The 26,708-nt window shown below is 55.5% G+C and carries 28 protein-coding genes; 7 read left to right on the top strand and 21 right to left on the bottom strand.

The window, feature by feature from the left end:
• Positions 1–3: 3 nt before the first annotated feature.
• Genes Pyrde_RS07530 through Pyrde_RS07520 form a run of 3 tightly spaced genes read left to right on the top strand, consistent with a single transcriptional unit; the run spans position 4 to position 1,920 of the window.
• Positions 4–297, top strand: a complete 294-nt coding sequence (locus tag Pyrde_RS07530; RefSeq protein WP_055409569.1) for a PDGLE domain-containing protein — start codon at positions 4–6, stop codon at positions 295–297.
• Entirely contained in the window at positions 294–1,070 is a 777-nt protein-coding gene (locus Pyrde_RS07525) for an energy-coupling factor transporter transmembrane component T family protein (RefSeq protein WP_055409567.1), read from the top strand. The genes Pyrde_RS07530 and Pyrde_RS07525 overlap by 4 nt, the downstream gene beginning before the upstream one ends.
• The gene (locus tag Pyrde_RS07520; protein ID WP_082419555.1) at positions 1,057–1,920 is read left to right on the top strand and encodes an energy-coupling factor ABC transporter ATP-binding protein; all 864 of its coding nucleotides are present in this window, start codon (positions 1,057–1,059) and stop codon (positions 1,918–1,920) included. Before Pyrde_RS07525 ends, Pyrde_RS07520 begins: the two co-directional genes overlap by 14 nt.
• Before the next feature lie 187 nt (positions 1,921–2,107).
• Here Pyrde_RS07520 and Pyrde_RS07515 read toward each other — a convergent pair whose 3' ends face one another.
• The 8 genes from Pyrde_RS07515 to Pyrde_RS07480 form a co-directional block, all read right to left on the bottom strand.
• Positions 2,108–3,553 (bottom strand): NADH-quinone oxidoreductase subunit N, encoded by a 1,446-nt coding sequence (locus Pyrde_RS07515; RefSeq protein ID WP_055409566.1) that lies wholly within the window; start codon positions 3,551–3,553, stop codon positions 2,108–2,110.
• Between the two features lie 7 nt (positions 3,554–3,560).
• Entirely contained in the window at positions 3,561–5,636 is a 2,076-nt protein-coding gene (locus Pyrde_RS07510; RefSeq protein ID WP_197272671.1) for an NADH-quinone oxidoreductase subunit 5 family protein, read from the bottom strand.
• Positions 5,637–5,680: 44 nt separating this feature from the next.
• Positions 5,681–7,189: a complex I subunit 5 family protein gene (locus Pyrde_RS07505; protein WP_143522156.1), complete on the bottom strand. Its 1,509-nt coding sequence runs from the start codon at positions 7,187–7,189 to the stop codon at positions 5,681–5,683.
• Between the two features lie 7 nt (positions 7,190–7,196).
• Positions 7,197–7,511, bottom strand: a complete 315-nt coding sequence (locus Pyrde_RS07500) for an NADH-quinone oxidoreductase subunit NuoK (protein ID WP_055409560.1) — start codon at positions 7,509–7,511, stop codon at positions 7,197–7,199.
• An 89-nt stretch (positions 7,512–7,600) separates the two neighbouring features.
• Positions 7,601–8,119: an NADH-quinone oxidoreductase subunit J family protein gene (locus Pyrde_RS07495; protein WP_082419554.1), complete on the bottom strand. Its 519-nt coding sequence runs from the start codon at positions 8,117–8,119 to the stop codon at positions 7,601–7,603.
• Entirely contained in the window at positions 8,103–8,621 is a 519-nt protein-coding gene (locus Pyrde_RS07490) for an NADH-quinone oxidoreductase subunit I (protein ID WP_055409557.1), read from the bottom strand. Before Pyrde_RS07490 ends, Pyrde_RS07495 begins: the two co-directional genes overlap by 17 nt.
• Before the next feature lie 8 nt (positions 8,622–8,629).
• Positions 8,630–9,646 carry an NADH-quinone oxidoreductase subunit NuoH gene (gene nuoH / locus Pyrde_RS07485; protein WP_231656712.1) on the bottom strand — a complete coding sequence of 339 codons (1,017 nt, stop codon included), beginning with the start codon at positions 9,644–9,646 and terminating at the stop codon, positions 8,630–8,632.
• A 15-nt stretch (positions 9,647–9,661) separates the two neighbouring features.
• Complete coding sequence (locus Pyrde_RS07480) at positions 9,662–10,873, bottom strand: NADH-quinone oxidoreductase subunit D (RefSeq protein WP_082419553.1); 1,212 nt, start codon at positions 10,871–10,873, stop codon at positions 9,662–9,664.
• A 233-nt stretch (positions 10,874–11,106) separates the two neighbouring features.
• Between Pyrde_RS07480 and Pyrde_RS07475 the strand changes: the two genes are divergently transcribed.
• On the top strand, positions 11,107–11,625 hold the full coding sequence (locus Pyrde_RS07475; protein ID WP_055409555.1) for an NADH-quinone oxidoreductase subunit C: 519 nt from the start codon (positions 11,107–11,109) through the stop codon (positions 11,623–11,625).
• 78 nt (positions 11,626–11,703) lie between these two features.
• On the opposite strand, the gene Pyrde_RS07470 is transcribed toward Pyrde_RS07475, so the two are convergent.
• The 3 genes from Pyrde_RS07470 to Pyrde_RS07460 form a co-directional block, all read right to left on the bottom strand.
• Entirely contained in the window at positions 11,704–12,336 is a 633-nt protein-coding gene (locus Pyrde_RS07470) for an NADH-quinone oxidoreductase subunit B (protein WP_055409553.1), read from the bottom strand.
• A 16-nt stretch (positions 12,337–12,352) separates the two neighbouring features.
• Positions 12,353–12,724: an NADH-quinone oxidoreductase subunit A gene (gene ndhC / locus Pyrde_RS07465; RefSeq protein ID WP_055409551.1), complete on the bottom strand. Its 372-nt coding sequence runs from the start codon at positions 12,722–12,724 to the stop codon at positions 12,353–12,355.
• Between the two features lie 244 nt (positions 12,725–12,968).
• Positions 12,969–13,670 carry a phosphatase PAP2 family protein gene (locus Pyrde_RS07460; RefSeq protein ID WP_055409549.1) on the bottom strand — a complete coding sequence of 234 codons (702 nt, stop codon included), beginning with the start codon at positions 13,668–13,670 and terminating at the stop codon, positions 12,969–12,971.
• A 249-nt stretch (positions 13,671–13,919) separates the two neighbouring features.
• Between Pyrde_RS07460 and gcvH the strand changes: the two genes are divergently transcribed.
• Positions 13,920–14,336: a glycine cleavage system protein GcvH gene (gcvH, locus tag Pyrde_RS07455; RefSeq protein ID WP_055410864.1), complete on the top strand. Its 417-nt coding sequence runs from the start codon at positions 13,920–13,922 to the stop codon at positions 14,334–14,336.
• A 15-nt stretch (positions 14,337–14,351) separates the two neighbouring features.
• Here gcvH and Pyrde_RS07450 read toward each other — a convergent pair whose 3' ends face one another.
• Positions 14,352–15,410, bottom strand: a complete 1,059-nt coding sequence (locus tag Pyrde_RS07450; RefSeq protein WP_055409547.1) for an NAD(P)/FAD-dependent oxidoreductase — start codon at positions 15,408–15,410, stop codon at positions 14,352–14,354.
• Between the two features lie 153 nt (positions 15,411–15,563).
• On the opposite strand from Pyrde_RS07450, the gene Pyrde_RS07445 reads away from it, so the two are divergent.
• Positions 15,564–16,358, top strand: coding sequence for a prephenate dehydratase (locus tag Pyrde_RS07445; protein WP_143522157.1), 795 nt, complete (start codon positions 15,564–15,566; stop codon positions 16,356–16,358).
• Here Pyrde_RS07445 and Pyrde_RS07440 read toward each other — a convergent pair.
• Both Pyrde_RS07440 and Pyrde_RS07435 read right to left on the bottom strand, forming a co-directional pair.
• Positions 16,355–17,068, bottom strand: coding sequence for a 7-carboxy-7-deazaguanine synthase QueE (locus tag Pyrde_RS07440; RefSeq protein WP_180385483.1), 714 nt, complete (start codon positions 17,066–17,068; stop codon positions 16,355–16,357). The genes Pyrde_RS07445 and Pyrde_RS07440 overlap by 4 nt on opposite strands.
• On the bottom strand, positions 17,019–17,375 hold the full coding sequence (locus tag Pyrde_RS07435) for a 6-pyruvoyl trahydropterin synthase family protein (RefSeq protein ID WP_055409541.1): 357 nt from the start codon (positions 17,373–17,375) through the stop codon (positions 17,019–17,021). Before Pyrde_RS07435 ends, Pyrde_RS07440 begins: the two co-directional genes overlap by 50 nt.
• 391 nt (positions 17,376–17,766) lie before the next feature.
• On the opposite strand from Pyrde_RS07435, the gene Pyrde_RS07430 reads away from it, so the two are divergent.
• Positions 17,767–18,573 (top strand): radical SAM protein, encoded by an 807-nt coding sequence (locus Pyrde_RS07430; RefSeq protein WP_055409539.1) that lies wholly within the window; start codon positions 17,767–17,769, stop codon positions 18,571–18,573.
• Here Pyrde_RS07430 and Pyrde_RS07425 read toward each other — a convergent pair.
• The 7 genes from Pyrde_RS07425 to Pyrde_RS07395 form a co-directional block, all read right to left on the bottom strand.
• Entirely contained in the window at positions 18,537–19,463 is a 927-nt protein-coding gene (locus Pyrde_RS07425; RefSeq protein ID WP_143522158.1) for an HhH-GDP family DNA glycosylase, read from the bottom strand. The two genes, Pyrde_RS07430 and Pyrde_RS07425, sit on opposite strands and share 37 nt — an antisense overlap.
• Positions 19,464–19,507: 44 nt before the next feature.
• Positions 19,508–20,290 (bottom strand): ABC transporter ATP-binding protein, encoded by a 783-nt coding sequence (locus Pyrde_RS07420; protein WP_055409535.1) that lies wholly within the window; start codon positions 20,288–20,290, stop codon positions 19,508–19,510.
• Positions 20,287–21,264, bottom strand: a complete 978-nt coding sequence (locus tag Pyrde_RS07415; protein WP_055409534.1) for an iron ABC transporter permease — start codon at positions 21,262–21,264, stop codon at positions 20,287–20,289. Before Pyrde_RS07415 ends, Pyrde_RS07420 begins: the two co-directional genes overlap by 4 nt.
• 25 nt (positions 21,265–21,289) lie before the next feature.
• A complete protein-coding gene (locus Pyrde_RS07410) occupies positions 21,290–22,426 on the bottom strand; it encodes an ABC transporter substrate-binding protein (protein WP_055409532.1) in 1,137 nt (378 codons plus the stop codon).
• Between the two features lie 273 nt (positions 22,427–22,699).
• Positions 22,700–23,608: a glycoside hydrolase family 191 protein gene (locus Pyrde_RS07405; protein WP_055409530.1), complete on the bottom strand. Its 909-nt coding sequence runs from the start codon at positions 23,606–23,608 to the stop codon at positions 22,700–22,702.
• 559 nt (positions 23,609–24,167) lie between these two features.
• Positions 24,168–24,716 (bottom strand): hypothetical protein, encoded by a 549-nt coding sequence (locus tag Pyrde_RS07400; RefSeq protein ID WP_055409528.1) that lies wholly within the window; start codon positions 24,714–24,716, stop codon positions 24,168–24,170.
• 292 nt (positions 24,717–25,008) lie between these two features.
• Positions 25,009–26,628, bottom strand: a complete 1,620-nt coding sequence (locus Pyrde_RS07395; RefSeq protein WP_055409526.1) for a hypothetical protein — start codon at positions 26,626–26,628, stop codon at positions 25,009–25,011.
• Positions 26,629–26,708 lie beyond the last annotated feature (80 nt).

The raw sequence follows: 26,708 nt of genomic DNA, 5'->3' as shown, positions 1-26,708 counted from the left end.
CTCGTGGCAGGTCTGCTCGGGCGATACCGTGGCGCGCTCCTAGCCGCGGCAGTGTTACTGATAATCAGCCCGGTCTTCGGCGTGGTGCTAGCGGAGAAGGTTGGCTACCACGAGCCCCTCGACGTGGCGGCTGAGAAGCTGGGCCTCGAGGAACACCCGGTGGCCGAGTGGACGCCGTTCAGCGACTATACCGTCCCAGGCCTACCAGACACTATAGGCTACATTGTGGCTGGCGCCATCGGTGTAACAGTGATACTAGGTATAGGCCTGGTGGCGGCGAGGCTGACTAAGCAGTGACGCGTGGCCTCGACAGGGCTGTTGAGGGGCTCCTAGAGGGTCTACGGGACGCAACAACAACCCTTGCTATGGGTGAGGGGGTTGTGTACCCTCATCGTCCTGAACTAGTTTTTCTAACACTAGTAGCTGGTGTAACGCTGGTATCGTCTACTGATTCCATTTTCCCCGCGTTGGCTGGCCTCGCCGGATCTATAGCACCGCTAGTCTACATACTCTCTGTGCACCGGGGAAGAGGCCGCTGGCTCGTTGTCCAGCCTCTAGTCTATGCCATCGTGGCGTCTTTTATCATATCGCTGCCCCTCATACTAGGAGGAAGCCATAGTGAAGCCGTGAGTTTTATACTTCGTATTACAGCCTCTGCTGCCATGGTCATGTCCGTTGCTCGGCTCGTGGGTTGGAGAAGCCTCGCTGAGGGCATGCAGAGGCTTGGGGTTCCTAGAGAGTTTACAGGGTCGATGTACTTAGTACTGCGCTATACACCCCTTCTAGCAGCTGAAGTACTACGTTTACTCGTGGCTCGTAGGGCGAGAAGCCTTAGTGGCCGGGGACTCCGTGAAGAATGGAGACTACTAGCCACAGCTGTAGGTGAGTTGTTGACACGCAGTGTGCAGCGGGCGCTGGTGCTTAGTATGGCTCTCGAAGCACGTAACCTTTCCTATAACCGTCCAAGCCTAGCTGGCCGGGGCGGGATAAGCCTAAGCGAGGCCCTTGCTTATCTACCCTCTATGACTGTGATAGCGGCTCTCGGGCTGAGCCTGGTTGCCGGTCATTGAGGCCCGTAATGTCTGGTTCAGCTATACTCGCGGGGAACCAGTGTTGCAGGGTATAGACTTCCGTGCCGGGCCCGGTGAAGTAGTAGCTCTAGCTGGGCCCACCGGCTGCGGCAAATCAACATTCTTGTTGCTGTTAGCCGGGTTACTCCACCCAGACCAGGGCGAGGTGCTACTAGATGGTCGTCCTCTCTTGAAGCAGATGCCTGCAGCGCGTAAACGGATAGGGATACTCTTCCAGAACCCTGACGACCAGCTCTTCAACCCCACAGTGTACGATGAGATAGCCTACGCTCTACGCAGCCTCGGGATACCCGAGCACGAAGTGAGGAAACGTGTACAGGAGACTGCAGAACAACTGGGTCTCCAAGAACTCCTAGATCGTCCTCCCTACAAGCTTAGTGTAGGTCAGCGCCGCCTAGTTGCATTAGCCTCAATACTGGTCTACGACCCCGACGTGTTACTCCTTGACGAACCCACAGCTAACCTTGATCGGCATGGTGTGGAGGTGGTAACTAGGATGGTAACGAGAGCAGCGAGACAAGGAAAAACAGTGATCATGGCCAGTCATGACCTGGACGCAATTATCGAACTCTCAACCACGACATGTATTCTCCAAGAGGGTCGTCTTCATTGCGCTGCGACGCTAGAAGCACTTAGAACCGGGTTCTTCACTAAAACGCCGCTACCAATCCCCCTAGGGCTCCGTCTCCTCCTAAACATGCTCGGAGGCTGGGACAAGCTAGCAGATGTTATAAGAGATGTATCAAAAGAATTTCATGCGCGATTAGGGGCTGATAAAAAGAAGGGAATAGACCAGATGCAGTCTCACCTAGACTCGACATCAATGTAGGTATGGCAGAATATAAATTAGGCATTGTCTCAGCAACTATATTACAGAATGGACATGTAATCGTGATGTCCGCTTTATCATTATAACAGCCAAATATATATTACTTAGTCGATGCTATGGAGTTTTGTCTTTTTGTTGACACTTGCTTGGCGCATGCAATGCGATTGAGTCATTTGCTTGGAAAGTGCTATGGATATGCGTAGACGGTGAGCCCATAAGCCTCCCAGGGGGCTAGGCCGAGCAGCACAGTAGATACAGCTGCTGCTAGTGCAGCTATTTCCCTAGTGCTAGGTTTCTCGCTGGATTGCCTGGGCCCAGCAACTGTTTGATATATCATGTAACCGTAGTAGAAGACTCCAAGTCCGAAATTAAGTATCATTATCGCGGCTAGGAGGTGGTTAGCTGAGACAGCGGCTATCAGGAGGTAAAGTTTGCCCCAGAATCCTAGCGTCGGTGGTGCCCCCGCGAGACTCGCTAGCGCGATTATAAGCGCGGTTGCTGCTACTGGGTTGCGATGTGCTAGACCGCGCAGCGCTCTCCAGCTACATTGGCCCTCTTCCTCACAGGCTATATCGAGGGCGAGGAAGCTCGCGAGCTTAGAGAACGCGTAGCCGGCCGTATGTAGCACTATACCTGCCAGTGCTGCCTGGTTGTCAACACCGGGTAGTTTGGCGAGCGCGGCAAAGCCGGCTACTATGTAGCCGGCTTGGGCTATACTACTGTAGGCTAGTGTTTTCTGTGGCGAATCTCTAACCGTGAGTAATGCACCTAGGTTTCCGTAGAGCATGGTTATTGCTGCCAGTGAGGCGGCAGTCCAGAGCACTATGTCAGGCTGTGCGGCGGCAAAGGGGGCGACGAGCCTCACTATCAGTAGCGCGGATATTATTTTGGCGGCAGAGCTTATCACTGCTACTATGAGGGGACGTGCATTACCGTAGACATCTACTACCCAGCCGTGAAAAGGCACAACGCCCATCTTGAAGCCAGCAGCTACTATTGCTAGAGCTACTACTGGTGTAACGAAGAGAGGGTCACTGAGCCTCACACCAGGGGCTATCTCGGCACTGCCGCGCACAACGTAGAAGAGCACAAGGTCAAGGAGGAGGATTATGGTGGCTACTGCGCCTGTCACGGCATACTTCATCGCTGCTTCGGCAGCTATAGGGTCGCGGCGGAGTGCTACTAGTATGTAGCCCGAGACGGCGGCCAGTATCCAGGCTACGTAGACTAGGTAGAGGATGCGGGAGAGCCCTAGCACTATCACGCCGAGCGCCATGAACCCTGTTACGGCGTAGAATGCCTCTCCTGCATCCCAGTAATCGACTATACCAGTAGCCGCGACGGCAGCTAGCGCGAATATTATCACAGCAGTAGAGAGTAGAAACACAGTATAAGTATCGATTACAACGGCGCCGTCAAAGGCGATCGCATAGCCGCCAACAGGAGAGAAGACTAATGAGGCATAAAGGGCGGCAGCGATGGCTATCAATGTGGCAGCATACAAGCTGAGTCGGGTAGCCCGTGGGCCCCAGAGTGGTGCTACAAGCCCGGTAAACGCGTAGCCAGCTATCACTGCTAGAAAGCCGTACTCAACTACTCCTGTGATATCGAGGCTGGCGAGAGGTGTAGTCACCTTGTCATCACCCCGGTGGGCTAATAGTTTCTACAACGGGTGCGACAAGGCGAGCTATGAAGAATATTACAACAGTCGATATCGTGGCAGCGAGCACCATACCGACCATGAAGTAGGCCAGGTAGAGCCTTACATCACCGCTTTGGGCTCTCCTCACCCATGCGCTCATTACAGCTATGCTGCGAGGGAGGGCTACGTGAGCCAGTTCATCCATCCGTGTTTCCGTACGTCTGCTTAGTAGTTCTACCGCTCGAGCCCCCAGCCCAGCTAAGCCTTGATGTACAGCGGTATCGAGCCACGCCTCTAGCCGTACTAGTGCATGGGAGAGTCCAGCGCTGGGGTATACTATTAGCCGGTACATTAGGGGGTTAATGAGCCAACGATCGTAGAGGAATCCGTGGAGAGTCCCCAGTAGTGGCTTCTCCTCGACACGATGAAGTGGAAGGAGGCGAGTAAAGTATAGGGCTAAACCCGACACGCCGAGTATAGCAGCAAGTGTGCCGTAAATCACTAAATGCTCTTCTAGCTCGGGATGGTAAAGCCCGGCAGCTTCGGCGAAGAAATGCTCCAGCCATGGCCATGCTATCCCGAGACCTAGCGATGCAATACCTAGTACAAGGTACGGTGTTAGCATTAGCGCTCCAGGCTCCTTAGCATGTAGCTCTCTCTGAGGAGAAGCTATGAAGACATAGTAGATCATTCTCATCGTGTAGAAGCTTGTTATAACAGCAGTAGCTAGTGCGGCAAGGCTTGCACGGCCTCCCAGCCTAGCTATAGCTTGTACAGCCAGGTCTTTGGTCCACCAGCCCGAGAACGGCGGCAATGCGGCTAGGCTTAAGCCGGCGAGCAACATGGCTGCAAACGTGTACGGCATGTAGCGGCGTAGCCCACCCATATCGGTTATGTAGCGGGTATGCAGCTCGTGAATTATCGCGCCGGCCGCTAAGAATAGAGCAGCCTTGAACACGGCGTGTGAGGCAAGATGGGCTAAGCCTCCTAGGCTCCCAAGTGCTGGATCGCCGGAGACAGCGGCAGCGAAGACAGCTGCCATCATATAGGAGAGTTGACTCGCGGTCGAGAATGCTAGTATGAGCTTAAGCTCCCGGGCTACGAGAGCCATAGAAGCTGTTGCGAACGCGGTCAACAAGGCGATCCATGCCATCGTCTCTAGCACGCCCAGTCCGGTACCATGTAGCAATGCCAGTCCGGCTGCTATAGCGGGAGTAAAGCGGAGAGCAAAGTAGACACCGGCCTTAACCATAGTAGCAGCATGGATCAGTGCCGAGACCGAGGTGGGCCCAGTCATAGCTGTTACGAGCCACTCGTGGAACGGGAACTGTGCGCTCTTTGCCAGCGCGCCAAGATAGAAGAATGCTATCCATGCTGCTACAAGACCCTTCATGTTCAGCTCCGAGAGTAGCCTGACAGAATACTCCTCTGCAGCAGATATGCTAGTGGAGCCTAACACGGCAAACACAAGGCCAACACCTATGAGCATAGCCATATCGCCGACTCTCGTGAAGGAGAGAGCTCTAAGCCCACTATGGGTTGGGGTGAACCACATGGGCACTCCTAGCCTCTTTCTGCCAGGATCGCCTACCCAGGCCTCCTTTCTGTCATCATAGTAGAAGCCTATCAATGCCCAGCTTGCAAGCCCGGTACCCTCCCAGCCTATGAACATGACAACGAGATCGTCGGCATAGACTAGGAGCAGCATGCTAGCCACGAAGAAGCTATAGAAGAGCCAGTACCGCGCAGCCCCCCACTCGCCGATGTACTCGACACTATAGAGCGCTATGAGCAGGCTAAGGGTAGCCACTACCACACCCACTATGCCCGAAAGCATGTCAACATGTAGCGCTAGCTCGACATCGATACCCGGTACCCAAGTATACGATATGCGGCCTTCGCCCTGGAGCAACGCGAGCCAAGAGAACAGCGCCGAGGCAGCGGTGCCTGCTACGCCAGTCCACGCTATCTTTCTCCAGCCAGTGCCGGCTACGGCCTCCAGTATCACTAAGAGTGCAGCAATATAGCTTGAGACAACAGCGGCTAGTGCGACCAGCCCGGCTGTCTCGGTCACGGCCACTGCACCCCTACAACCTTGTGCTCTTAGCCTTGTGCGCTCTAGCCGTAGACGACGTGCATGGTATCGAGCATTGGGCCTGCTAGGACGCCTACAGCTAGGAAGAGTGCAATCCCCAGCACGCCTAGTATCACTAGCGGCGCTAGCAACCCCCTTACCTTATCCTCGCTGGCCTTCTCGGTGCTGGGACCGGGCCCGCCTAGGAACATATTCTTGAATGCTAGAAAGCTGTAGATAGCAGTAAGTGTCATAGCTGCGGCAGTAGCCACGGCTAATAGCACGAATACGCCGGGACCATAGCCCATAGCCCAGTCGGCGAACCCGAAGACGAGATAGACCTCGCTCCAGAGCCCAAGTGTCGGCGGCAACCCGGATAGCAGCATAAACCCGAGCAAGGATACGGCAGCTGTATAGGGCATTCGCGACAACAAGCCCCCTAGATCGTCGAGTCTTCGGGTGCCGAGCCCCGCTATCAGTACGCCGGCGACGCCGAAGAGGATAGCCTTGCCTAGTGCGTGGGCAACATAGTGGAGCATAGCTCCGGCTTCGCCGAGTGGATTAGCTACGGCCAGACCTAGCATCATGTAGCCCATCTGAGAGACGCTACTATACGCGAAGAGACGCTTTACGTCACGCTGGGCGAGTACCAAGAAGCCGCCGTAGAGCATTGTAGCTACAGCCCAGATAAAGAGTATAATGCTTATTCGCTGCCAAACGTCGGGGAAGAAGCCAATGCCAACGCGGAGCATAGCATAGCCGCCGAGGCCTATGAGGAGGGGGGATAGCAGCGCTGACACCGGGGTAGGAGCCTCGGCGTGGGCGTAGGGGAGCCAGATGTGAAGCCCAGCAAGTGCAGACTTCATGCCAAGCCCGACCACTATTAGTGCGAGGGGTAGAAGTCTTCCAGCACCCACTCCTGTGACGTAGCCGCTTCCTGGCACATAGTAGTCGTAGATGCCGACAAGGAAGAGTCCGAGTAGGAAGAGAAGTGCGCCTACATGGGTCCAGACAAGGTAGATGAGGCCTACGCGTATTCTGTCGCCATACCCGTATAGGACTATGAGTAGAGCGCTAGGTATGAGCGTGAGCTCGAGGAAGAGGTAGAAGAGTACACCATTACCAGCCAGTACTGCGCCAAGCATACCAGCAGTGAATAGCTGATATAGCATGTAGTAGACTCCCCAGCTCTTCTCTCCCGCCTTCATTTCCTCGAATCGATGCTCCATGTAGGGTAGCGAGTATAGGGCGATGAGCAGACTCACTATAGCTATAGTGAGCGCGAGAATAGCTCCTATGGAGTCTAGGAAGAGACTGAAGACGCCAACACCGGGTACGATGGCCCAGAGGGGATCTATTACGACGTTGCCTCGCAGGGCTATTGTAGCACCTGGAATTAATAGCGCTATGGAGATCAGCCAACTCGCGGCGGTCAGCAACATGTGGCCTCGACTCCCGATACTACGGGCATAGAGACCACTGGCTATACCGGAAACTATGGGCGCGAGCACGCTGAGCCACAGCAGAGGTAGACTAATGATTTGCTCCTCCACGGCCCGGTCACCCCTTGATTTCCGAGAGAAGATCGGTACTGAGACTCTTCTTCTCACGGTACACGAGGATGAGTATAGCAGCCACTATGGCTATCTCGGCTATTGTGAGGACTATGGTTGCGAGGAGAAGGCTATAGAACCCGGGATCGGCGCCGGAAACTACACCTATGTACGAGGCTGTAAGGACTATGGAATTGAAGAGTATCTCTATTGAGATGAGAAGCTTTACAATGCTACGCGCTGTCATTACACCGTATATGCCGGCCATACTAGATATGAAGGCTGCAAGATAGACGAGTGCCGCTAGTGTTATGCCTTCCACGGCTCGCACACCATCTATGTGAATAGCATGACACTGTAACCAATTATCAATGGATTATAAAATCTTGACGACATGTGTTTTTCTCCGAACTACTCGCCCCGGGGGCCAAACTGCCGCCCACGGGCTATAGCTATAGCTTCGACGATTACAGCAGCCACGGTTATTATCATTAATAATGTACATACCCAGCAGTCAAGAAGTATGCTTGAGGCTCTTTCGAATCCAAGGCCTCGACCGGCTATTTCGCTGCTACTTAGCGGATTACTGAATGCATGGAGTGCCAGTGGTGCTTCGAGCGCAGCAGCAGCAAAGAACGCCAGTATAAGCCTGCCAGGCCGCCAGGTCTTGGGGTCTATGCTACAGCCCACCATCATGACCACTATTGCTAACAGTGTGACACTTGTGCCAACATAGACTACTATGTGGAATACCGAGAGGTAACCGTAGCCTAGCAGCGCGAACATGGCGGCGACGCCTAGCGAAGCTATTACCAGCCAAGCTACACTGTGTACGGTCTTTCTAGCTACTACTGCGCCTATGGAGCCAGCGGCTACAGCCGCCAGCGAGGTCACTATGGCTGCGTCGAACAAGCTAGCCTGTAGGCTCATACCGGAGCCCCACCTCCTCGTCAACAATAGTCCTTACGCGGGGTCTAGGGGGTTTCTCGGCCTCCTCGCGTAACCTGCGGCTGTAGAGGGTCCAGTCAACCGGGTCAAAGATCATCGACTCGACTGTCTCGAACGATCGGTCGTGGATAATGCTCGTCTCCAGCGCGTCGGTCGGGCAGATATCGGTGCAGAGCCCACAGAATATACAGCGCCCCAGGTTGTATCCCGGCCTCATTCTCTTGTCGCCTGGTACACGATACATCTTGATAGCCCGGGATGGACAGATCTGGGCACAGAGACTGCATCCGATACACTTGTCGTAGTCAAATAGTATGATGCCCCGGTAGTGCTCCGGCTTAGCCTCCTCAACATCCGGGTACCGGAGTGTTATCGAGGGTTTGAGCATTTGCCTGGCGGCAGCTAGTATCGCATCTAGGTGACCCCGTACCGGGTTTACCCTGGGCCGTCTTCCTCTCCTCGGCTCACTTAGCTCAGGGGCCAAGGCACGGCCTACCTCGCAAACACCGGGTGCACTATGGCCGATATCGCGAAGGCTATGAGGGCGAGTGGGAAGAGACGAGACCAGAAGAAAGCAGCAACTTGGTCGAGCCTCATCCTAGCATAGACCGCTCGAAGGAACACAGCTAGCAGCATAAGCACAATTGTCTTTGCTAGGACTGTTATACTGCCAAGCAATGGGTCGGTAAAAGGCATCCAGCCGCCGAGGAAGAGGTGAGTAAACATCAGCATGAGCACGTAGAGCTTGGCGTAGTCTATAGCCATTGTTAATGCAAAGAGTAGACCAGTATACTCGGTATAGGGGCCCTGGACGATCTCCTGTTCGCCGAGCACTAGGTCGAATGGTACGCGGTCGGTAGCAAGCAGCACAGCTATGAAGAAGAGAAGCGCTGCAATGGGGTTGGCTATGAGCCCTATGATGCCGGTATTAATCTGCTTCTCTACGACAGAGGTAAAGTCGAGTACGCCATACATCATAGCCGCAGCTAACATTGAGGCTAGGATAGTAGCCTCACCCGTTATAGAGACGAGGGCCTCACGGCCAGCACCTATGTAGGCGAACTTATTGGAAGACGCCCAGCCCATTATTATTGTAAGTATCGGCGCTATTGTGATGAGCGCGTAGGCTACTAGCATGCTGAATTCGGTCTGGAACCCATAGACCCCGGGGCCTCCGGGCACAACCGTGAAGGAGAGTGCAACTATAGTGAAGGCGAACATTGGGGATAGTATGAAGCTCCACTTTTCTGCCTCTAGGGGCACAATTATTTCCTGGAATGCAAATCTCACGCCATCGGCTAGCATCTGTAGGGCGCCATGTATACGGGGTGATACATAGTATGGTCCAACGCGCATCTGTACTTTCGCGGCTATTTTACGCTCGGCCCAGATCAGGAAGAGGACCGTGAGCGTGAAAGCTAGAAGCCCGGGGTAGACTAGGGGAGCAAATACTGCTCGGACAAGCCAGGCAGGCACATTGAGGAGATCGGCGATAGCCTCGAACACCACAGCTACCAGGCCCCGCTACCTATCAGCTTCGGGTGGGAAGTAGTCGAGGCTCCCATAGATAGCCGGGAGATCCATCAATGTATGACCTCTGGCAAGTGCGTCGAAGAGCACTAGGTTCCGGGCGCTCGGGGTTACTACACGTAGCCTGTAGGGCTTAACTCCTCCGTCGCTGACGAGGAAGTAGGTGACCTCTCCGCGGCCCATCTCGCCCCGAGTTATCACCTCACCCGGCTTAGTCTTCAACCTCACATAGCTCCCGGGTAGCTTTACTCTGCCCTTTTCTAGCCACTTCTTCCTCATTGGTGGAGGTATGAGTCTTACATACTGCTCAGCTAGTATGGGACCCTCTGGCATCTCTCTTAGAGCGCGGTCTATGAGCTCGAGACTTGCCTCTATCTCACGTAGCCTTACCCAGACCCGCTCTAGCGCATCACCCTCGCTTCCCACTACAGGCTCGTAGCCTAATTCTCCGTAGGCCGCGTAGCCTAGGAGACGAGCGTCGTATCGTACACCGCTAGCACGTAGGTTTGGCCCTGTAGCTCCAAGCGTTATCGCGCGGTGCCGCGACAACACACCTACGTTCTCGAGGCGGCCTCGTACAACAGGATTGTTAAAGAATATCTTGTCGTACTCCTTGAGGCGACGTAACATATAGCGTTTAGCTTTCTCGAACTCGTCGCGGAACACCTGGGGGAGATCTCGCCTTACACCGCCAGGTATTGGGTAGGTGTGGGTAAGCCTGGAGCCTGTAATTAGTGAGGCCAGGTGTACGAAAACCTCGCGGTCCCCAAAGGCCCACATATACATAGTCGAATGGTTGAGGAATATACCGCCTATCCCGAGACCGTAAAGGTGGCTTGCGATACGGTTGATCTCGCAGAGTATCGTGCGAAGGTACTTGGCTCGGGGTGGAGGCTCTACTCCGAGGAGCCTTTCTACAGCCTCCACGTAGGGGAGTGTAATGTTACAAGCATCTATTATAGTCATTCGCTCCAGAAGGCTTATGACGCGTACGTACTCTCTCTGTTCGGCAAGCTTCTCCATAGTGCGGTGTACGTAGCCTATATCCGGGTCAACGCGGACAACGATGTCGCCGTCGAGGTATGCAATGAGCCTCATGTGCCCTGAAGCCGGGTGCTGGGCACCGATAAACAATTCTACTACACGGTAACCCTCACGGGTACCAGCCTCTCTTGCTAGAATTCCCGGCAGCTCTAGTGTCGTCAACTCTGATACACTCCCCCGGGCTCAGTTTAGATTGAAATCTTTAGATGAAATCACTAAATACTCGATCAAGCAAGTGTAGACACGTCTGTGGTACGAGGACTCTCGTCGCTACAGCACCGCGTAGCACTAGCATTAAAGTCTATACCCTGCCACGACGCCAGGAAATGCAGAGGCCGGCTGAATAAGCGGCACAGGGAGGGTCCGGAGTCTCCTCGCTTCTAGGGGTGTTCTCCTTGCCTGAGCTTGAAGAGCTGCTACGCGGTATAGCATCCGAGGTAAGAGAACAACAGACCTACAGGGCGGCAATTGTGCCGCCAGAACGGCTCCGCGAGGCAGCTGAGGCTCTGAGAGACGCAGGCTACAACTACTTCCTGTCACTCAGTGCCGTAGACGAGCCCAAGCAGGGCAGGATAAGGCTAGTCTACCACTTCACCCGAATAGACAACCCATCCGATTTAGTGGCGCTCGAGGTATACGTGTCCCGGGACAATCCCCGCGTGAGCAGCATAGCCGACATCTACCCGGCGGCGCAGCTCCAGGAGAGAGAAGAGCACGAGATGCTAGGAGTAATCTTCGAGGGCAACCCTGATCTACGCCACCTCTTACTGCCCGAGGACTGGCCGGAGAACGTGTATCCACTCCGCAAGGACTTCCGCGTAGTAGAAGAGCCCTTCACCACGACGAAGCAGAGCAAGCCAATATGGGTGCTAAAACCCGAGCTTAAACCCAGAGAAGAACAAGGAAAGGAGTAAGGATACAGCTCAGCCAATAAGCTACATGCTAGGTAGCTAGCATCGTAGTTCGCGGAATCACAAATAGCTAACGCGAGTCTAAAGTCCTTCAAGCAGTCTTCTCCAGCTTACTACACTTTCTCTATAACGCTCGGCTTTCGTGTAGACTGGCTGCATCAGCTCCTCCAGCTTCCCCTTGTCCTCTACGTCGCGGGGCCTCCACTTGCCTTCCCGGACCTTCTTCTGAAGCTTTATCAAAGCGTCTGCAACAGCCTCGGGGGGTGGGGGGCAGCCGGGCACGTAGTAGTCGACGGGAAGCACGTCCTGTACCAAGACGATGTTATAGCTATTGTAGAATAAGCCTCCAGTGAACGCACAAGCACCCATAGCTATGACGAACTTAGGCCATGGCATCTGCTCCCAGGTGATACGGGCAACCCGTGCCATCTTCCGCGTTAGTGTGCCCTCTATCAACATCAGGTTCGTGTTACGAGGATGAGTAAAGGGGAGGCTACCAAGCCTCTCAGCATCGTACTTCGGGGCGTAAAGGGCGGCGAATTCTGCTCCACAGCAGCTCGTGGTAAGGTGGACGGGCCAGAGACTAAAGCTAGTGGCCCAATCCCTCAGTGTTCTTATCGGCGTCTTCTCTACTAGCCAGCGTGCGGCCCGCTCAGCGGCTTCCTCGAGATTGCCTACTAGTATGAGCCCGCGCCTCCAGTCACCATGAACCATGGCTCGTCTCACCCTTCTATGGAAGACTCCAGTACTCACGGCGGCGGGCATACCTAGCAGCATATACTATAGGCGGGAGTATAGCGGCTACTGATGCCATACTCAAAAGTACTGCCTTGAGCCATTGACCTCCTGCAGCGGCGGGCAAGACGAAGAGCAACATAAAGACAGGATCGAGGGCGACGAATATCAGTATGTAGCCGAAGTACTGGTATATGGTAGGTATCCGGGCTGCTCCACGTGGTGGATTACCTGCCTCATAACGGAGTCTCTTGTAAACATGATCCGGGCCTCGGGTAACCCGGGATAGAAACGCGTAAACAAGCAGCAAAGTGAGGGGCACAACTGTGAGTACGACTGCAACAGCTATTATAGCATCGTACGCCATGAACTGGCCCCTCTCTTACCAACGTACTTTAAAGGCCTAGTGTACTCTAGACGTCAGCTACACCAAATAGCTTCCCTGAGAGGATTATTAGTGTTCCTCCCGGCATAGAGTCCGGTAGGTTTGCAAACAACAAACACCATATCAACTCCTACGTTGTCAAGCAAACGTGAATCCTATACGATTTTCTAGCCTTTAACGATAAACAGGTCGGTGTGGCCTACACCCGTAACTATCCGCGCATGAACTAGTCTAGGCTAAGTCTCAACACTTTAATTCTTCCCAGAAACTTATTGTAAACCCGCACCCAGTACCTTGCTGTACAGTCTACTATAAGTGCCGTGGCGAGACCTATAGCAGTTGAAGCTATGACATCGCTCACCCAGTGCGCACCCAGCAGTACTCGGCTTGCTGCTACACTGAATGCCCAGATCCATAAAGCCGCTCTAAAGTATGGCTTCTGCCTCTTCCCGATATAGTATGCAGCCACTACCGCTCTTGCAGTATGGCCTGAAGGAAATGCGTAGTAATCAGAGACTAGGAGTGCCTGTAGAAATGGGTAATGTAGAGGTTGTTCCCCAGGTCTAGGTACTTGTAATAGTGCTTTCAGTACCGCAACTACTATCATAGAGGATGCCAAAGATATGCCTAGCGCAACTGTCTGTAGCCTCAATTTACCAAACTTAGCAATATCGTAAACTACAAGTATAGCGGCATAAACTATGAATGCAGCAACGCTTGCCGTTAGAGACAATAGCCTAACGAATACTGATCCCTGTGGAGGAATAGAGTGGAAAATCAAGTAGTTCAGATTATCCGTGAGACCCATGAGCTCTAGTACCGTCAAGACAGCTGATATAGCGGAGAACAGGACCGCTAATAACGCCAGCCGAGCGTTACATCTGCCAGCCACATTCTCTGGGCCACCCACTTCGAGTCTCCTACTCATCAGGCTGCCCCGCTCCCGCCTCTCGACGCATAGGCCCAGGCCACGTTGGCTCGAAGACACAGACACAATAATAGCATTACTTCATCACATACCGCCACGTAGCCGACCACGTGTTTGACATCAACTCCCGGTTAGTTGGCGATACGGTTTAGGAGAGAACAACCCAGGTTAATCTCCAGGAGGCTTTAGTGCACCCGGCTCTCGAGAGATAAGCATGGCCTATCTCTCTGCGGGGTGTGTAGAGGGTTGGTGGATGAGATACGTGTAGGCGACTACGTGATCCTAAAGGACAGGCTCTACACGGAGAGCGACGAGTGGGTCAAGCGCGAGGGCGATGTGGTAGTCATCGGTATAACCGACTACGCGCAGAAGAAGCTGCGCGATATTGTGGGTGTAGAGCTCCCAGAGCCTGGCTCCAATGTCAAAGCTGGCGAAGCAGTTGGTAGCATCGAGTCCGTGAAGGCTGCTGCTGACATCTACGCCCCGGTCTCGGGCGAAGTAGTCGAAGTCAACGAGAGGCTATACGACGAGCCGGAGCTCGTGAATAGGGATCCCTACGGCGAGGGCTGGATGTTCAAGATAAGGATGAGCGACGAGAAGGAGCTGGAGAAACTGCTCACCCCGGAGCGATACGCGGAAAAGATACGAAAGGAAGAAGGCCTCTAGCCCCAGCTCCGCGGGCTACTCGTTCTTCCTTTTCTTGAGGCCTAGGCGCAGCTGCGTCTTCGGCTTTACAGCGCCGGTTTTCTTCCAGTCGCCACGTATCTCTACATTCTTTCCGCGCCTCTTCTGCAAGTAATTGAACGCAGCCAGCGCAGCCTTGGCGCCCTCGCCGGCAGAGATTACTGCCTGCTTGAAGGGTATGTCTGTCACATCGCCGGCAGCGAAGAGGCCTGGGGTCTTAGTTCTCCCTATCTTGTCCACTATTATCTCGCCGTTCTCGTTTAAGTCGACGAGGTGCTTGACGAACTCGGTCTTAGCCTCGTAGCCCAGCTCTACGAAAATGCCTTCAACCTCGAGGGTCTTTTCCTCGCCGGTCTTCTTGTCCCGTACTACTAGGCCGGTGACGCGGCGCCCGTCGCCCAGGACGCGTACAGGCTCGTGGTTCTCTAGTACTATTACGTTCTCGGCCCCACTGACTCTGGCTACGAGGTCAGGGTCACCGAAGAGCCTGGTCGGCGTGACGTAGTAGACCTTTGGGCATAGCCCGGCCAGCAATGCTACAGCCTCTAGGCCTTGGTCGCCTATGCCCACTACAGCAGTGTTCCTGCCCCGGTACAGAGGCCCGTCGCATATGGTGCAGTAGCTCACGCCACGGCCATCGTACTCTTCCTCGCCAGGTACACCCATCCTCCTGGGAGTCTTGCCGAAGGCTAGTATCACGACCTCGGCGTGGTAACGGCGGCCCCGGCTGCTCTCAAGCAGAAAGGTGCCGTCCTCTAGTCTCTCTATCTTGACTATCTGTTCGCCGTACCTTGTCTTAGCGCCGAAGGTCTTAGCCTGTCTCTCCACCTTCATGGCTAGGTCTACGCCTTTGACGGCTTCTATGCCCGGGTAGTTCTCTATCAGTGTCGCCTGGAGCAACTGGCCGCCAAGATCCCTGCTCACAACTAGTACATCCACGCCTTGCCGCGCCAGGTAGAGTGCGGCAGTAAGCCCAGCTATTCCGGCACCAACTATGATTACCTCGTGCTTCTCTGGCTCCCCTCCACTGCTGGGGTTCCTCCCATTGGTTGACATAGTAGTCTACACCCGGAGGTTCGGAGAATAGTCTCACCAGGCTAAACCTTTTCCGATAGAATGTGGCCCGGAGGTGTCACGAGCCCTCTGGAGGCAGGGTTATAGGGATCGGCTGCAGTGACGGCATGGAGCGTGAGTGGGCTAGGGGTGGGAGTGATTGTTCGCGTTGCCTTCCTAGGCCCCGAGCATAGCTTCACTCACATGGCGGCCGAGAAGCTCTTCCCAGGCGCAGAGCTGGTACCATGTAACAGCATAACCAAAGTGTTCCGGCTAGTAGAGGGTTACGAGGTAGACTACGGTGTCGTCCCGATAGAGAACAGTCTCGAGGGCCCTGTTGGCGAGACCCTAGATAACCTCGCCACCACAATGCTCCACATCTATGCCGCGCTCGAGATGAGGATAGACCTTGTACTCGCAGGCCGTAAAGGCGCAGGAAAGATCTATGGTCATCCTCATGCGCTCCGCGAGGCAGCCCGGAGCCTTGAGAGGCTGGCGCCCGGAGCTGAGCTAGTCCCGGTGCCTAGCACTAGCCATGCAGCCCGCCAGGCCGCCGAGGAGGACGCGCTCTGCGTTTGCAGCCGCCGTGCGGCCGAGGCATACGGCCTCGAGATAATAGCCGAGGGATTAGAGGATGGCCCCAACTACACCAGGTTCATAGCTCTAGCCTGGCGCGATCAGCCTGAGAACGCGGAGAGGACTAGCATAATAACAGCGTTTCCCGACGAGCCGGGCAGCCTATACCGGTTCCTAGAGCCCTTCGCCCGTCACGGCGTTAACTTGAAGATGATATACTCGCGGCCTATACCGGGGAAGCCTTGGCACTACAACTTCTACATAGACTTGGAGGGCAGTAGGCTCGACCGGCACGTCGCGGAAGCATTGGAGGAGGCAGCAGCTCGGAGTCTGTTCATCCACGTGCTCGGCAGCTACCCGGTCCAGCGGGGCTAGCGTAGTCCGAGAAGGAGGTGAAGTCGGGGACTGAAGTTGAACCCATAGTCTAGTGCCAGTTTCGCCACCTGCTGGTGGAGCTTGAGTAGCTCATCCATGGACATCCCATCCCTTGTCAGTGGCATAATGTAGACATGGTCCCGGGGTATACCTTTCTCCTTCACGTATACCGCTATGGCCTCTACGTGCTCCCTCGTAGAGGCTAGGAACTTGAACCAAACCCTACCCGTAGCCCGGGAAGCCTCTACCCAGGAAGGGTGGAGCCTCGCACCCTCAACAGCTACTGGTACATCCTTCGGTGAGACCACGTGGTGTACAGCATAGAGGGGTTCTCCTGGTCTAGGTGCGGGTAATGTGCCATTAGTCTCGAGCTGCATCCTATACCCCTGTTCGGTTAGGAGCCTGGCTAGCTCGTTGACCCCTCTCCTCTGTAGCAGAGGCTCACCCCCAGTAATTACGACCAGGCTAGGACGCGCCCTCTCGACGATAATGGCTATCTCCTCGATGGCTATGGGCTTCCCGGTTCGGGGGTCTAGGCTGTATGTGGTGTCGCAGAACGGGCAGCGTAGATCACAGCCCGCGAGGCGGACGAAGACGCTGCGGGTACCCGTAAATGGGCCCTCGCCCTGCAGGCTAGTGAAGATCTCTACTACGCGGAGCCTAGGGGATGTACTCGACACAGAGCTGGGGGGTCTCGCAGACTTCGACAAGCTCGACCATCCCCGGGTAGCTCTTCTCAAGCCAACTAGCTATCATCTGGGCGAGGTCCTCGCTGGTCACTGTTGGTAGCTCTCCGTCCTCGGCTAGTAGCTTGTTGAGGTACTGGTGGTCGAACCTCTTGAAGACGTGTTCCTGGAGCCACTCTTCGAGCTCGTCCAGGTCTATCCCCATGGGCTTGTCCTCGCGGAGTACTATGCATACACGGTAGTTGTGTCCGTGGATCCTTCCACAGCGTGGATGTCCCTCGATACGGTGTGCAGCAGAGAACATAGTGCATGCCTTCACGCGGAACGGCAACTTATGGTGGCACCCCGCAGCATGCGCTCGATGTTCCTTCTCTGCCAAGGCGTCAGTGGCGGCCTCTACTGTTGATAAAGGCGGCGCCCGCACTGGCCCCCGGGGGTCGCCCCCGAGGTTTCCTCCGCATCCCAGAGGCCGAGCCAGAGAAGCGGCCTCTGGCCCTGCGGGCTGGTAGCCCGGTCTTCATGCCCCCGAGGGGAGCGGGCGCCACCATGTAGCAACGAGTTACTTAGGGCTAGGGAGACGCTATATAGATGACCCTCGCTCCACTGACCTCTGCCGTGGTTCAGAAGCCATGGCGATACTCTAGGAGAGTCGCTTCCGGCAGGAATAGCAGTTATGGATGATTATGAAAGGCTCTCAGCGACTATAGTCCTCTGGGACCCGTATGGTACAACAAGGCAGGAGCCGAGGCTATGACCCTGTAGCTCTAGCTGAGTGGCTTGAGCATGTTGTGGCGCCACGACGAGACGGGGTGCAGCTACGCCGCTACTACCGGTTCCGCAGAGACCGCTGGTATGGAGGTATAGTGACGGGCGATGTGGTTGGCTGTATCCTTCGCTGTGGGTTCTGCTGGGCCCACAAGTTTACATGGGGTAACCCCAGAGCTGGAAAGTTGCTGTCGCCAGGCGAGGCGGCGTCAAGGCTCATCGAGCTGGCCCGGCAGAGCGGCGTGAAACAAGCCAGGCTGAGCGGCGGCGAGCCTACACTGGGCTTCGACCATCTCGTCGAGGTGATGGAGACTGTAACTGCCGAGGGCATTCATTTCGTAGTGGAGACTAACGGGATCCTCATAGGGGCCCGGGAGGAGTATGCCCAGAAGCTCGCCTCTTTCCACGGAGCCGGGATAGAGGTACGCGTCTCAATTAAGGGTACAAGCCCCGAAGAGTTCGCCATGCTGACGGGGGCCAGGCCAGAGGCCTGGACGCTCCAGCTAAAAGCCCTAGAGCTGCTGGTCGCCTACGGGCTCGAGCCGGGTGAGGAAGTCTACCCGGCAGTCATGCTTAGCTTCACCGATGAGCAGGGCGTCGAGAGGATACGGGAGAAGCTGCGCCGCATACATCCAGCCCTCGCGGAGAACATTGACCCCGAGTACGTCATCCTATACCGGCACGTTGAGGAGCTGCTCCGCCGTACTGGGCTGAAGCCTAGGAAGGCCTACCGGCCCGGCGAGGTACCCCCGGAGCTTGTGTAGAACTGCTCGAGAACCCGGGGGAGCTTCTCCCGCCAGCTCTTCCCGCCAAGGCTCCCATAAACGTAAGCAATGGTCTGGACAAGCCCCGCCGCGCCACCATATGTCTCTACTATGCGTCCCTGGAGACAGCCGCCGCGTAGAGGGCACTCAGGGCACCAGGCGCCCCCGCGCAGGCACATGTCCTTGGACGCGGGCCGGAGCCTCTCTAGCCCAAGCACCCTGGCCGCGAAGCGCTGGAGATGCACATCACCTGGCGCTACTGCGCTCGAGACACCGGTGAACAATAGTATAGCGTCGGCGGTCTTTGGCCCCACGCCGGATAGCTCCAGGAGCTTTCTCCGAAGCGCGACTGGGTCGTCCAAGTCCTCCAGCGCCTTGGCCAGCGCTGGTAGAAGCCGGGCTAGCCGTCGTGGCTGTGGACTCGGGAGCCTCGCGGCCCTCTCCACGGCTTTCTCTAAGTCTATTTCCCCTGTCTCCTCGTCAACGACCCCGTCGAACACTATCCGCATCCAGCGCCTAACATTGCTAGCATAACGGGTCCTCCACGACAGCACGACAGCTGCTGCGACGAGGAGCCGATCCCGGGGCGGTGCAGCCGCCACTACAAGACCGAGGTAGTACTCCCGCAGCGGTAGGGCTCGGCTAAGGAGCCCCCGGCGGCAAACGTCGAGGCACCACCGGCCCGACAAGTAATGGAGCATCTCAGTGCCGCAACCGGGGCCCTCACAGCATAGTAGCGGGCCACGCTTTACAAGAACGTGGCCTCTCCCATAGCCCAGGATCTTTATCCAGCGGCCAGGCTCAGCGTAGCTATAGAGTGATGAAACGAAGCTAGGGTACATGGAGAGGTCGAGGTCTAGCCAAGCAACGTCTATACATAGCCGCGGCAAGCGGGAACCCCTTCGACGAGGGCACGCAACGCTCGTTGCGACAGTCATGTAATGTCTACAGGTACCGGTATGTGCTTGTCACCGAGTCTAGTCATTTCAACCTTGACTTGGAACACTCTTTCTAGAAGCCGGGGGTGGAGTATATCCTTGGGAGGTCCCTGGGCTACTATCCGGCCCTGGGAAAGGAGAACCACCTGGTCAGCATAGAGCCCTGCAAGCATCATGTCGTGGGTCGCCGCTACCACGACGCGGCCCCGGCGGGCCTCCTCGTGGAGCAGTTTGTAGACGAGCAGCCGGCCCCTCAGGTCGAGGAAACTAGTAGGCTCGTCTACGAGCAGTACATCAGCGTCACGGGCTAATGCATGGGCTAGGAGTGTACGTTGTTTCTCGCCACTACTCAGCTTTCCGAGGCTCTGCTGGGCTAGTTTCTCCGCCTCTACTCGGCGGAGCTGCCTCTGCGCCTCCTCCAGGTCACCTGGCTGGGGGCCTAGGCGGGGCCCAGGGTGGAGCGGGTACCGGCTAGCAGCGACAAACTCCTCCACGGTCTGGCCGAGCCCTGGGGATTCAAGCACAGCCGGAACGTAGGCGATAAGCCTGGCTCTCTCCATGCGGGGTAGCTTGTAGACGTCCCGGTTCCCGATGAAGACACGGCCCTGGGCCGGGACGTGGAGGCCAGCAAGCACTCTGAGGAGTGTGGTCTTCCCCGCACCGTTGGGTCCAAGGACTACTGTGACTGCGCCGGGCCGTGCCTCCATGGTGACGTCTTCCAGTACGACCTTGCTACCATGCCTAGCGTATACCCCTAGAGCCTTCAGTTCTGCTGTCACTGTTCTTCTCCCCCAGCGGCTCCCCGAAGGAGCATGTAGGCCAGGAACAGACCCCCCACGGCGCTTGTAACGAGCCCAGCCGGTACTTCACCAAGCCCTAGAGCTAGCGCTGTGAGTCTCCCGGCCAGGTCTGCAGCCAGCGTGGTGGCTGCGCCGAGGAGTAGGGAGGCGGGCAAACTAGCCCTAGGATGGCCGCCTACAAGGAGACGCGCGGTGTTAGGGGCTACGAGGCCGACAAACCCCACTATCCCGGCGGCGTAGACACAAACAGAGGTCAGGGCGGCTGAGGTGAGGCTCGCAGCGAGCCGGATCTGCCCCGGGCTATATCCCATAGCGGATGCTGTCTCGTCTCCGTAGGATATTGCGTCGAGTCCTCGGGCTAGGGCGAGTCCCGCGACTAGGCCGGCACCAGATGAGGCTAGAGCGACGTAGACGGTCTCGGGGGTTGCGTAGGCGAAGCTGCCGAGAAGCATCAATGAGGCGGGTAGACGGAGCCTCGCCTCAGCCAGGAGAACGAGAAGGCTCGAGAGGCCGGAGAGTGTGCTGGAGACAGCTACGCCTGCTAGGACTAGGCCTACCCTTGTGAACCCGAGCCGGGCGGCTAGGGCGGCCGAGGCGGCGTAGGCAGCGAAGCCTCCCAGCATCCCGGCAAGGAGAGGGGCTCCGAGCGGTGGCGAGCCCCTCCACGCGAGCATTACTAGGACGCTGGCGGCGAGCGCGCCTGGCGAGACTCCTAGGATGCTCGGGCTCGCCAATGGGTTCGAGACGCTATACTGCATGAAGGCCCCGGCCGCCCCCAGCGCCGCTCCCACGCCTAGAGCGAGAAGACCCCGGAGCAGCCGGAGCCTGAGCACCAGGTCCCAGGACCCAGGGTCCAGGGGGTTACGGAACCCGGCCGGGCCCACGGCTAGACCTGCTAGGAAGAGCAGTGCCGCCAAGGCGACTAGTGCTGCAAAAACACGCCGCGTGTGCAAGGCTTCGCCACGTCCCTGCCGCGGGCTAGCCCTGGTGCATACAAGTATAGTTGCCGGCTAGCCTCTCCGGCGGCTCCACTAGGTCGGGGTGCAGTATCGAGGCCAACAGATAGGCGGCGTCTACTACGCCTGGTGATGGTCTGTTAAGCGCGTCGGTGGCGGCGCCGTAGAGGACACATACATGGCCCTCCTGGAAGGCCTTAGTCTCCCGTAGTGGCGTCTTCTCCGCGAGCGCTATCGTGCGGTTGAAGTCAGCAGGAGTCATACCGGTCACTATTATGTAGTCGGGGTCCCGGGATACTAGCTCCTCGTAGCCAACCATCTGCCAGCCGTAGAGACCGTGAAACACGTTAGAGCCGCCAGCAACAGCTATCACTGTGTCGTGGAATGTGCCGCCGCCGGCTACCCAGGCGCCGTTCTCCTGGAGGTAAACTAGCAGGGCTACACCAGGTCTCGTAGTATTGGCTAGCTTCTTCTCTAGCGCGCTAACCCTCTCTTCCATCAGCTCTATCACCTTATCGGCAGCCTCGGGCTTGCCCAGTAGTGTCGCTATAGCACGTAGATCCCAGTAGATGTCGTCGAAGCCCCGGGCCTGGTCGCAGCGAAGGAAGAATACTCGGATACCGAGCCCCTCGAGCTGCTGTGCCATCTGCTCCTGGGCGGATACACCGCTACATGCCAGTACTAGGTCCGGCTTTAGCTCGGCTACCTTCTCGCTGCTAGGCTGCCAGTAGCCGCCAACATCCACGACGCCCTCGGGGACGCCGGGCACATCCCTGGAGAAGCTGTCGACGCCTACCAGCCGGCTGCAGAGCCCAAGAGAGCAAATATCCTCGGTTATCGAGGGCGCTAGAGCGACGACACGCTCAGCGGGTTTTTCGACAGCGACTGTTCTGCCTAGCGCATCGACTAGGACTAGCTTCTCTTCTACCTGTGGTATTGTCTGGGTCACAGTCTGGGTGAATGTCACCGTCTTTGACACTGTAGTGGTCTCGACCGCGGTAGTGGTCATAGTAGTCGTAGCGGTTTTGGTGACTGTGATAGTGGTGGTCATAGGTGTTGCGGTAGAGGCTGGTTCTCCCCCTCCGCTTGTAAGCATATAGGCAGCTATGATAGCGATGAAAGCAACTATAGCTATGGCTATTACCCTGCTAGTCCACATAGCTTGCTCGCCTCCTCTTGCAGGAGAAGGGCCTGGACCGGGGGTCCAGTATTTAACATCAACTCAACTATGTAGGGTACAAGGTATGGAGGTATTACGGTCGTGTAAACAAAAATGCCAAGAAGCACCGTGGCTCCTGCGAAAGCGAAAACAAACTCTATTCCGTTTAGAGTAGGATTTGTTAGAGTTAGATAGGGTTTCGAATTAGCTAGCTATAGTATATCAAACAGTGATAAATATTGCGTCGGGGTATATGGTCTCCGGATGATACCCTCACTTGTTGCTTTTGACCATTGAGGTGCTGCAACTGCACCAAACTGGTGGAGGTGGAGCGCTGTAGTCAAGAGCCCAGGCTGGCTGCGGAACTGGAATAAAGCCATGGCTCCAGGCCTTTACACAGAAACTCCAAGCCTCCTTTAAGTCGTTCACGGGATCCGCCACTAGCACGGTCTTCCCGTGGCTGTGTGCATAGGCTAGCGCGTCGAGCGCTGCGAGAGTTTCCCAAGGGTCCTGTGGCTCGGGTCCGCTTGGGCCTGGGTGGCTCCACAGCTCCTCTCGTAGCACCCCATCTATGCAGCCTAGGAGGCGGTCATTGTACAGCAGGTTCACTGCACCACCGATATTGAGGTACACCTTTGCCTTAGGGTCTACGGCTTTGACGGCATTGGACACGTTACAGACGAGATCTATCATGGCTTCTCGTGGATCTACTCCCTGAGCCCAAGAGGGTCTCTCTATAGCAAGCAGCTCGGCTGCATCGATGTTGTCTAGATAGATGCCCTGAAACCCCCTAGCCAGGTATCTCGTTGCTAACTCTACAAGTATCTTCCTCCACTCAGTGTGCCAATATTCCACATAGTATTCGCCCTCGTACATGGTGGTGCCGTGGATCCAGGGCTTATCTTTGACTACGTCCCAGTAGCTCCTCCACTCCTCGGCATACCCGGCGTTTAGGTAGGCGAGAACCAGGTCGCTGCGTTTCCTCACCTCCATTAGCAGTGTGTCATTTGCTTCATCTGGCTCTATCACTGCTACAGTCCAGTGCCTGGCCAGTAAAGGCTCCGACTCGATATTTGTCAGGTAGTAGCAAGCGATACTGCACCAGGAGGAGGCAGTAGCAGCAATCTTTGTAGCCGTTATAGTGGCTGTCACTGTAACGGTAGCTGTTACAGTCTCTGTCATTGTCCGCGTCTCTGTAAAATGTTAGCGTCTTTGTTGTAGCTTTCTCCTGCAGATTGGCTCTTGTACTAGTTACAGATTCATCAAATGTTGCGGTGTTGGTGACAGTAACTGTGGCAGTCATAGAAGGGGTGTAGGGCAGGCTAGCCCGGGAAGCAAGGATGATGAGGAGTATGAGCAACACTAACAAGGCGAGGAATACGGCGAAATCGCTCATGCCTCTAAGTCTTTTAACATAGCGCACTATAGCACCCAGAGGGGTAGTGCGGCAAGGATAGCGGCATATTTAGGAAGCCTACTCAAGGCTTAGAACTATTAGCTGTGACCGTCGTTAGCACGCAGGAGAAGGCCATCAATAATAGAGTCCTAATGGTTTGGTGCCATCAGTCGGGCATAGAAGATATAGCCTCGGCAACACACTACGTGCTAGCCGTGGCAGGCGGGTATGGGGAGATGTAGCAAAGCAGAGGGGCTCCGCAGCCGGTCCCCGGGGGCTGCGGGCCCCAGGGCATGACGACTAGGGGCTGCTGGCCGACCCGCCTTTCTCCCTAAGCTAATGCGTCTAGCATCCTGCCTGGCTTGCTGCCCTTCTATAGCCCTGGTCGCGGCGTGCTAGCTCCCGATATATCCTCCTCATATGATCGTCAACGGGTAAGAGCAGCTTCTCGCCATCCTCCTCCACTGGCTCGAAGACTGCGTAACGGGTCTCCCCGAGAGGCTCCAACTCTCTAAGAATCTTGGCAAGGCCCACAGCTTGCAGCTCCTCCGATAACTGGAACTCCTCGGCTTCGCTGCGCAGCATATCGCGGAGCATGTTGAGTGGCAACAGGAACCAGGCAAACCTCCGCCGCATAGTAGCACGTGGTGCCCGAGGTCCCTCTGGCTTACGTTGCGCGATTTCCCGTATCTCGCCGATTTGACTTCCTATATCCACTTGTGCAGGGAGTTGACAGCCTTCTATGGCAGCTTCTCCTAGCCTCTCAGCAGGGTGTACTAGGAGAACTACCCGGTACCTCTTCTCTAGGCTTGGCCAGAAGAACGCGTCTAGGCCCACTATCCTCTTACCAAGCCTGGCCAGGTGGAACGGTACTAGGACAACTCTACTAGACAAGATCGTACCCAACCCTCCGCTAAGCTGGTGCTTGGGGCCACATCTCTCAGAGCATGTAGGCATTCACACTAATGGCTTAACACATTAGCCTAAATATTATTAATCCTTGTCAGTCCTCCAACATGGGCACAGGATAATAGGGCTAGCTAGCCATAAGCCCGGTCTTTCACTGCGCGGCAGCTATCCATCAAGCAAAACGGCTTACGGGGAATACAGCTGCGAAAAAGAGAGTATGCATCTACGTTCTAGGTACCATCGATGGCCATGTCTTTGTGTAAGCAAGTTATTCTTGTCACGGTCTTAAGGCCATCAACGGGATTGTGAAGACGCCGTTATCTGGTACAACCATCATATCGGTCTTCAGGACTTCACTGCTATACTGCATACCTGGGTATACCGACGTATCTATATCTATAGTTACAGTCGATAGGCTTTCATACGCGGTAATGTAGTACACGCTAGATGTTACTGTAAAGCTGAGTGTTGTAGCAGCCATTGGCAGGTTGAGTCCCGAGACTATAGCCGCTACGGAGCCTACGGGGAGAGATACCGACATGTACGTCTCTCCATTCACGTCAACGATTACACTATAGTAGTTGAATTGTCTATCGTTATAGTATCCGCTCAGTATAGTGGCTGTTTCCATTTTGCTTCTTAAGTCGTCGAGCACACGGTAGAGGTAGCCACCATAGTTGTAGTAATCGTCCTGTACCTCCACGTAGGGTTCGAAGTACCCGAAGATATTGTAGATGGGTATAAAGTATGCTGCATAGTTGCTACCAATACTCTCAGTGTAGCAAATGCCGTCCAGGTCGCAGGTCTCAGCTATAAGGTTATATTTTGCTACCCATAGCCTACCCTCAGCACCAGTAGCCAGGTATGCTGCATAATAGTAGTCGGGGATAGCTGCATCGATACCATTCAGCGTGCACTTTGACCCAGGCAGGCTGTTGAGGGTATTCAGGAATGTACACTGTACGTCTAGGAGTGTCTTGATGGAGGTATCATAGTTTCTTATACTGTCTACGAATGCTGGTCCTGGTATCGTGACAGACCCGCCTAGCAGTGTGAAGTCCACTACTAGCCCTATCTCTACTTCTTCTATAGTGTATAGCTGGAGTCGTATAACGTTACTTACTATCACAGATTCTGTCTTCTGTGCTGGCGAGTCGATGCCGTTGCTTGGGGCTACATCAACTATTGTGAAGGGCATGTTTACGGTGTTGTCTACGCCGCTTGGAGGGTATACTATCTGGTCTAGCTCCCAGTAGTAGCATGTGACGCTAAAGCCGTAGTCTACGCATGGTCCGTTGACTGTGGGCTCTACGGGGCTCGTGGCTAGGTCTAGTTTTGGTGCTGCTAGCTGTATCTGTGGCTTCGCCTGCTTAGCCTCAGTCTTGGCCTTGGGGGTGAACTTGTGTACTGCCTTTATATGGTAGCCTGGCTTCAACACGTCTAGGCTAATGGGTACGGTAAACGCATCGGTGACTACTACTGGTTTGCCGTTCTCTATCTCTACACTGGTTAGGAGTACTAGTATCCCTATCTTTTGGAGCCGTTTGCCTGCCGCGTTTATCGAGTCTAACAGCCTTGATAGCTCCTCGGCGTACTTCGTTAGCTCTATCGTGGCTTGACCATGACCGCGCACTGGCTTACTGTGTATGAGACTGCCGTTGGCAGCAGGCATGCTTATCGTAGCGTAGAAGTCTACTGGTCTTCCTTGTTGGTCGCTAACCTCTATCGTTAGTACCGGTGGGCCTCTCGATATCAGAGGCCGAGTTGCCGTAACAATAGTAGACCTATCCTCGTAGATGGTTGCTGTAGTGTAATGCTTTACAAGCATAGTTGATGACGCGGCTAGTATCAGTGCTATAGTTAGCATTGCTGCAGTTTTTGAGCCGTGTAGGAGCACCAGGCTGTATCACCCCGGCGCGGGTGAACTATACATGATGTTGATATATATATATATAGGTATTCAATATAGTTTAGCGT

The sequence above is a fragment of the Pyrodictium delaneyi genome, assembly GCF_001412615.1.
GTDB classification, from domain to species: domain Archaea; phylum Thermoproteota; class Thermoprotei_A; order Sulfolobales; family Pyrodictiaceae; genus Pyrodictium; species Pyrodictium delaneyi.
This window is presented reverse-complemented; position numbering and strand designations above follow the sequence as displayed.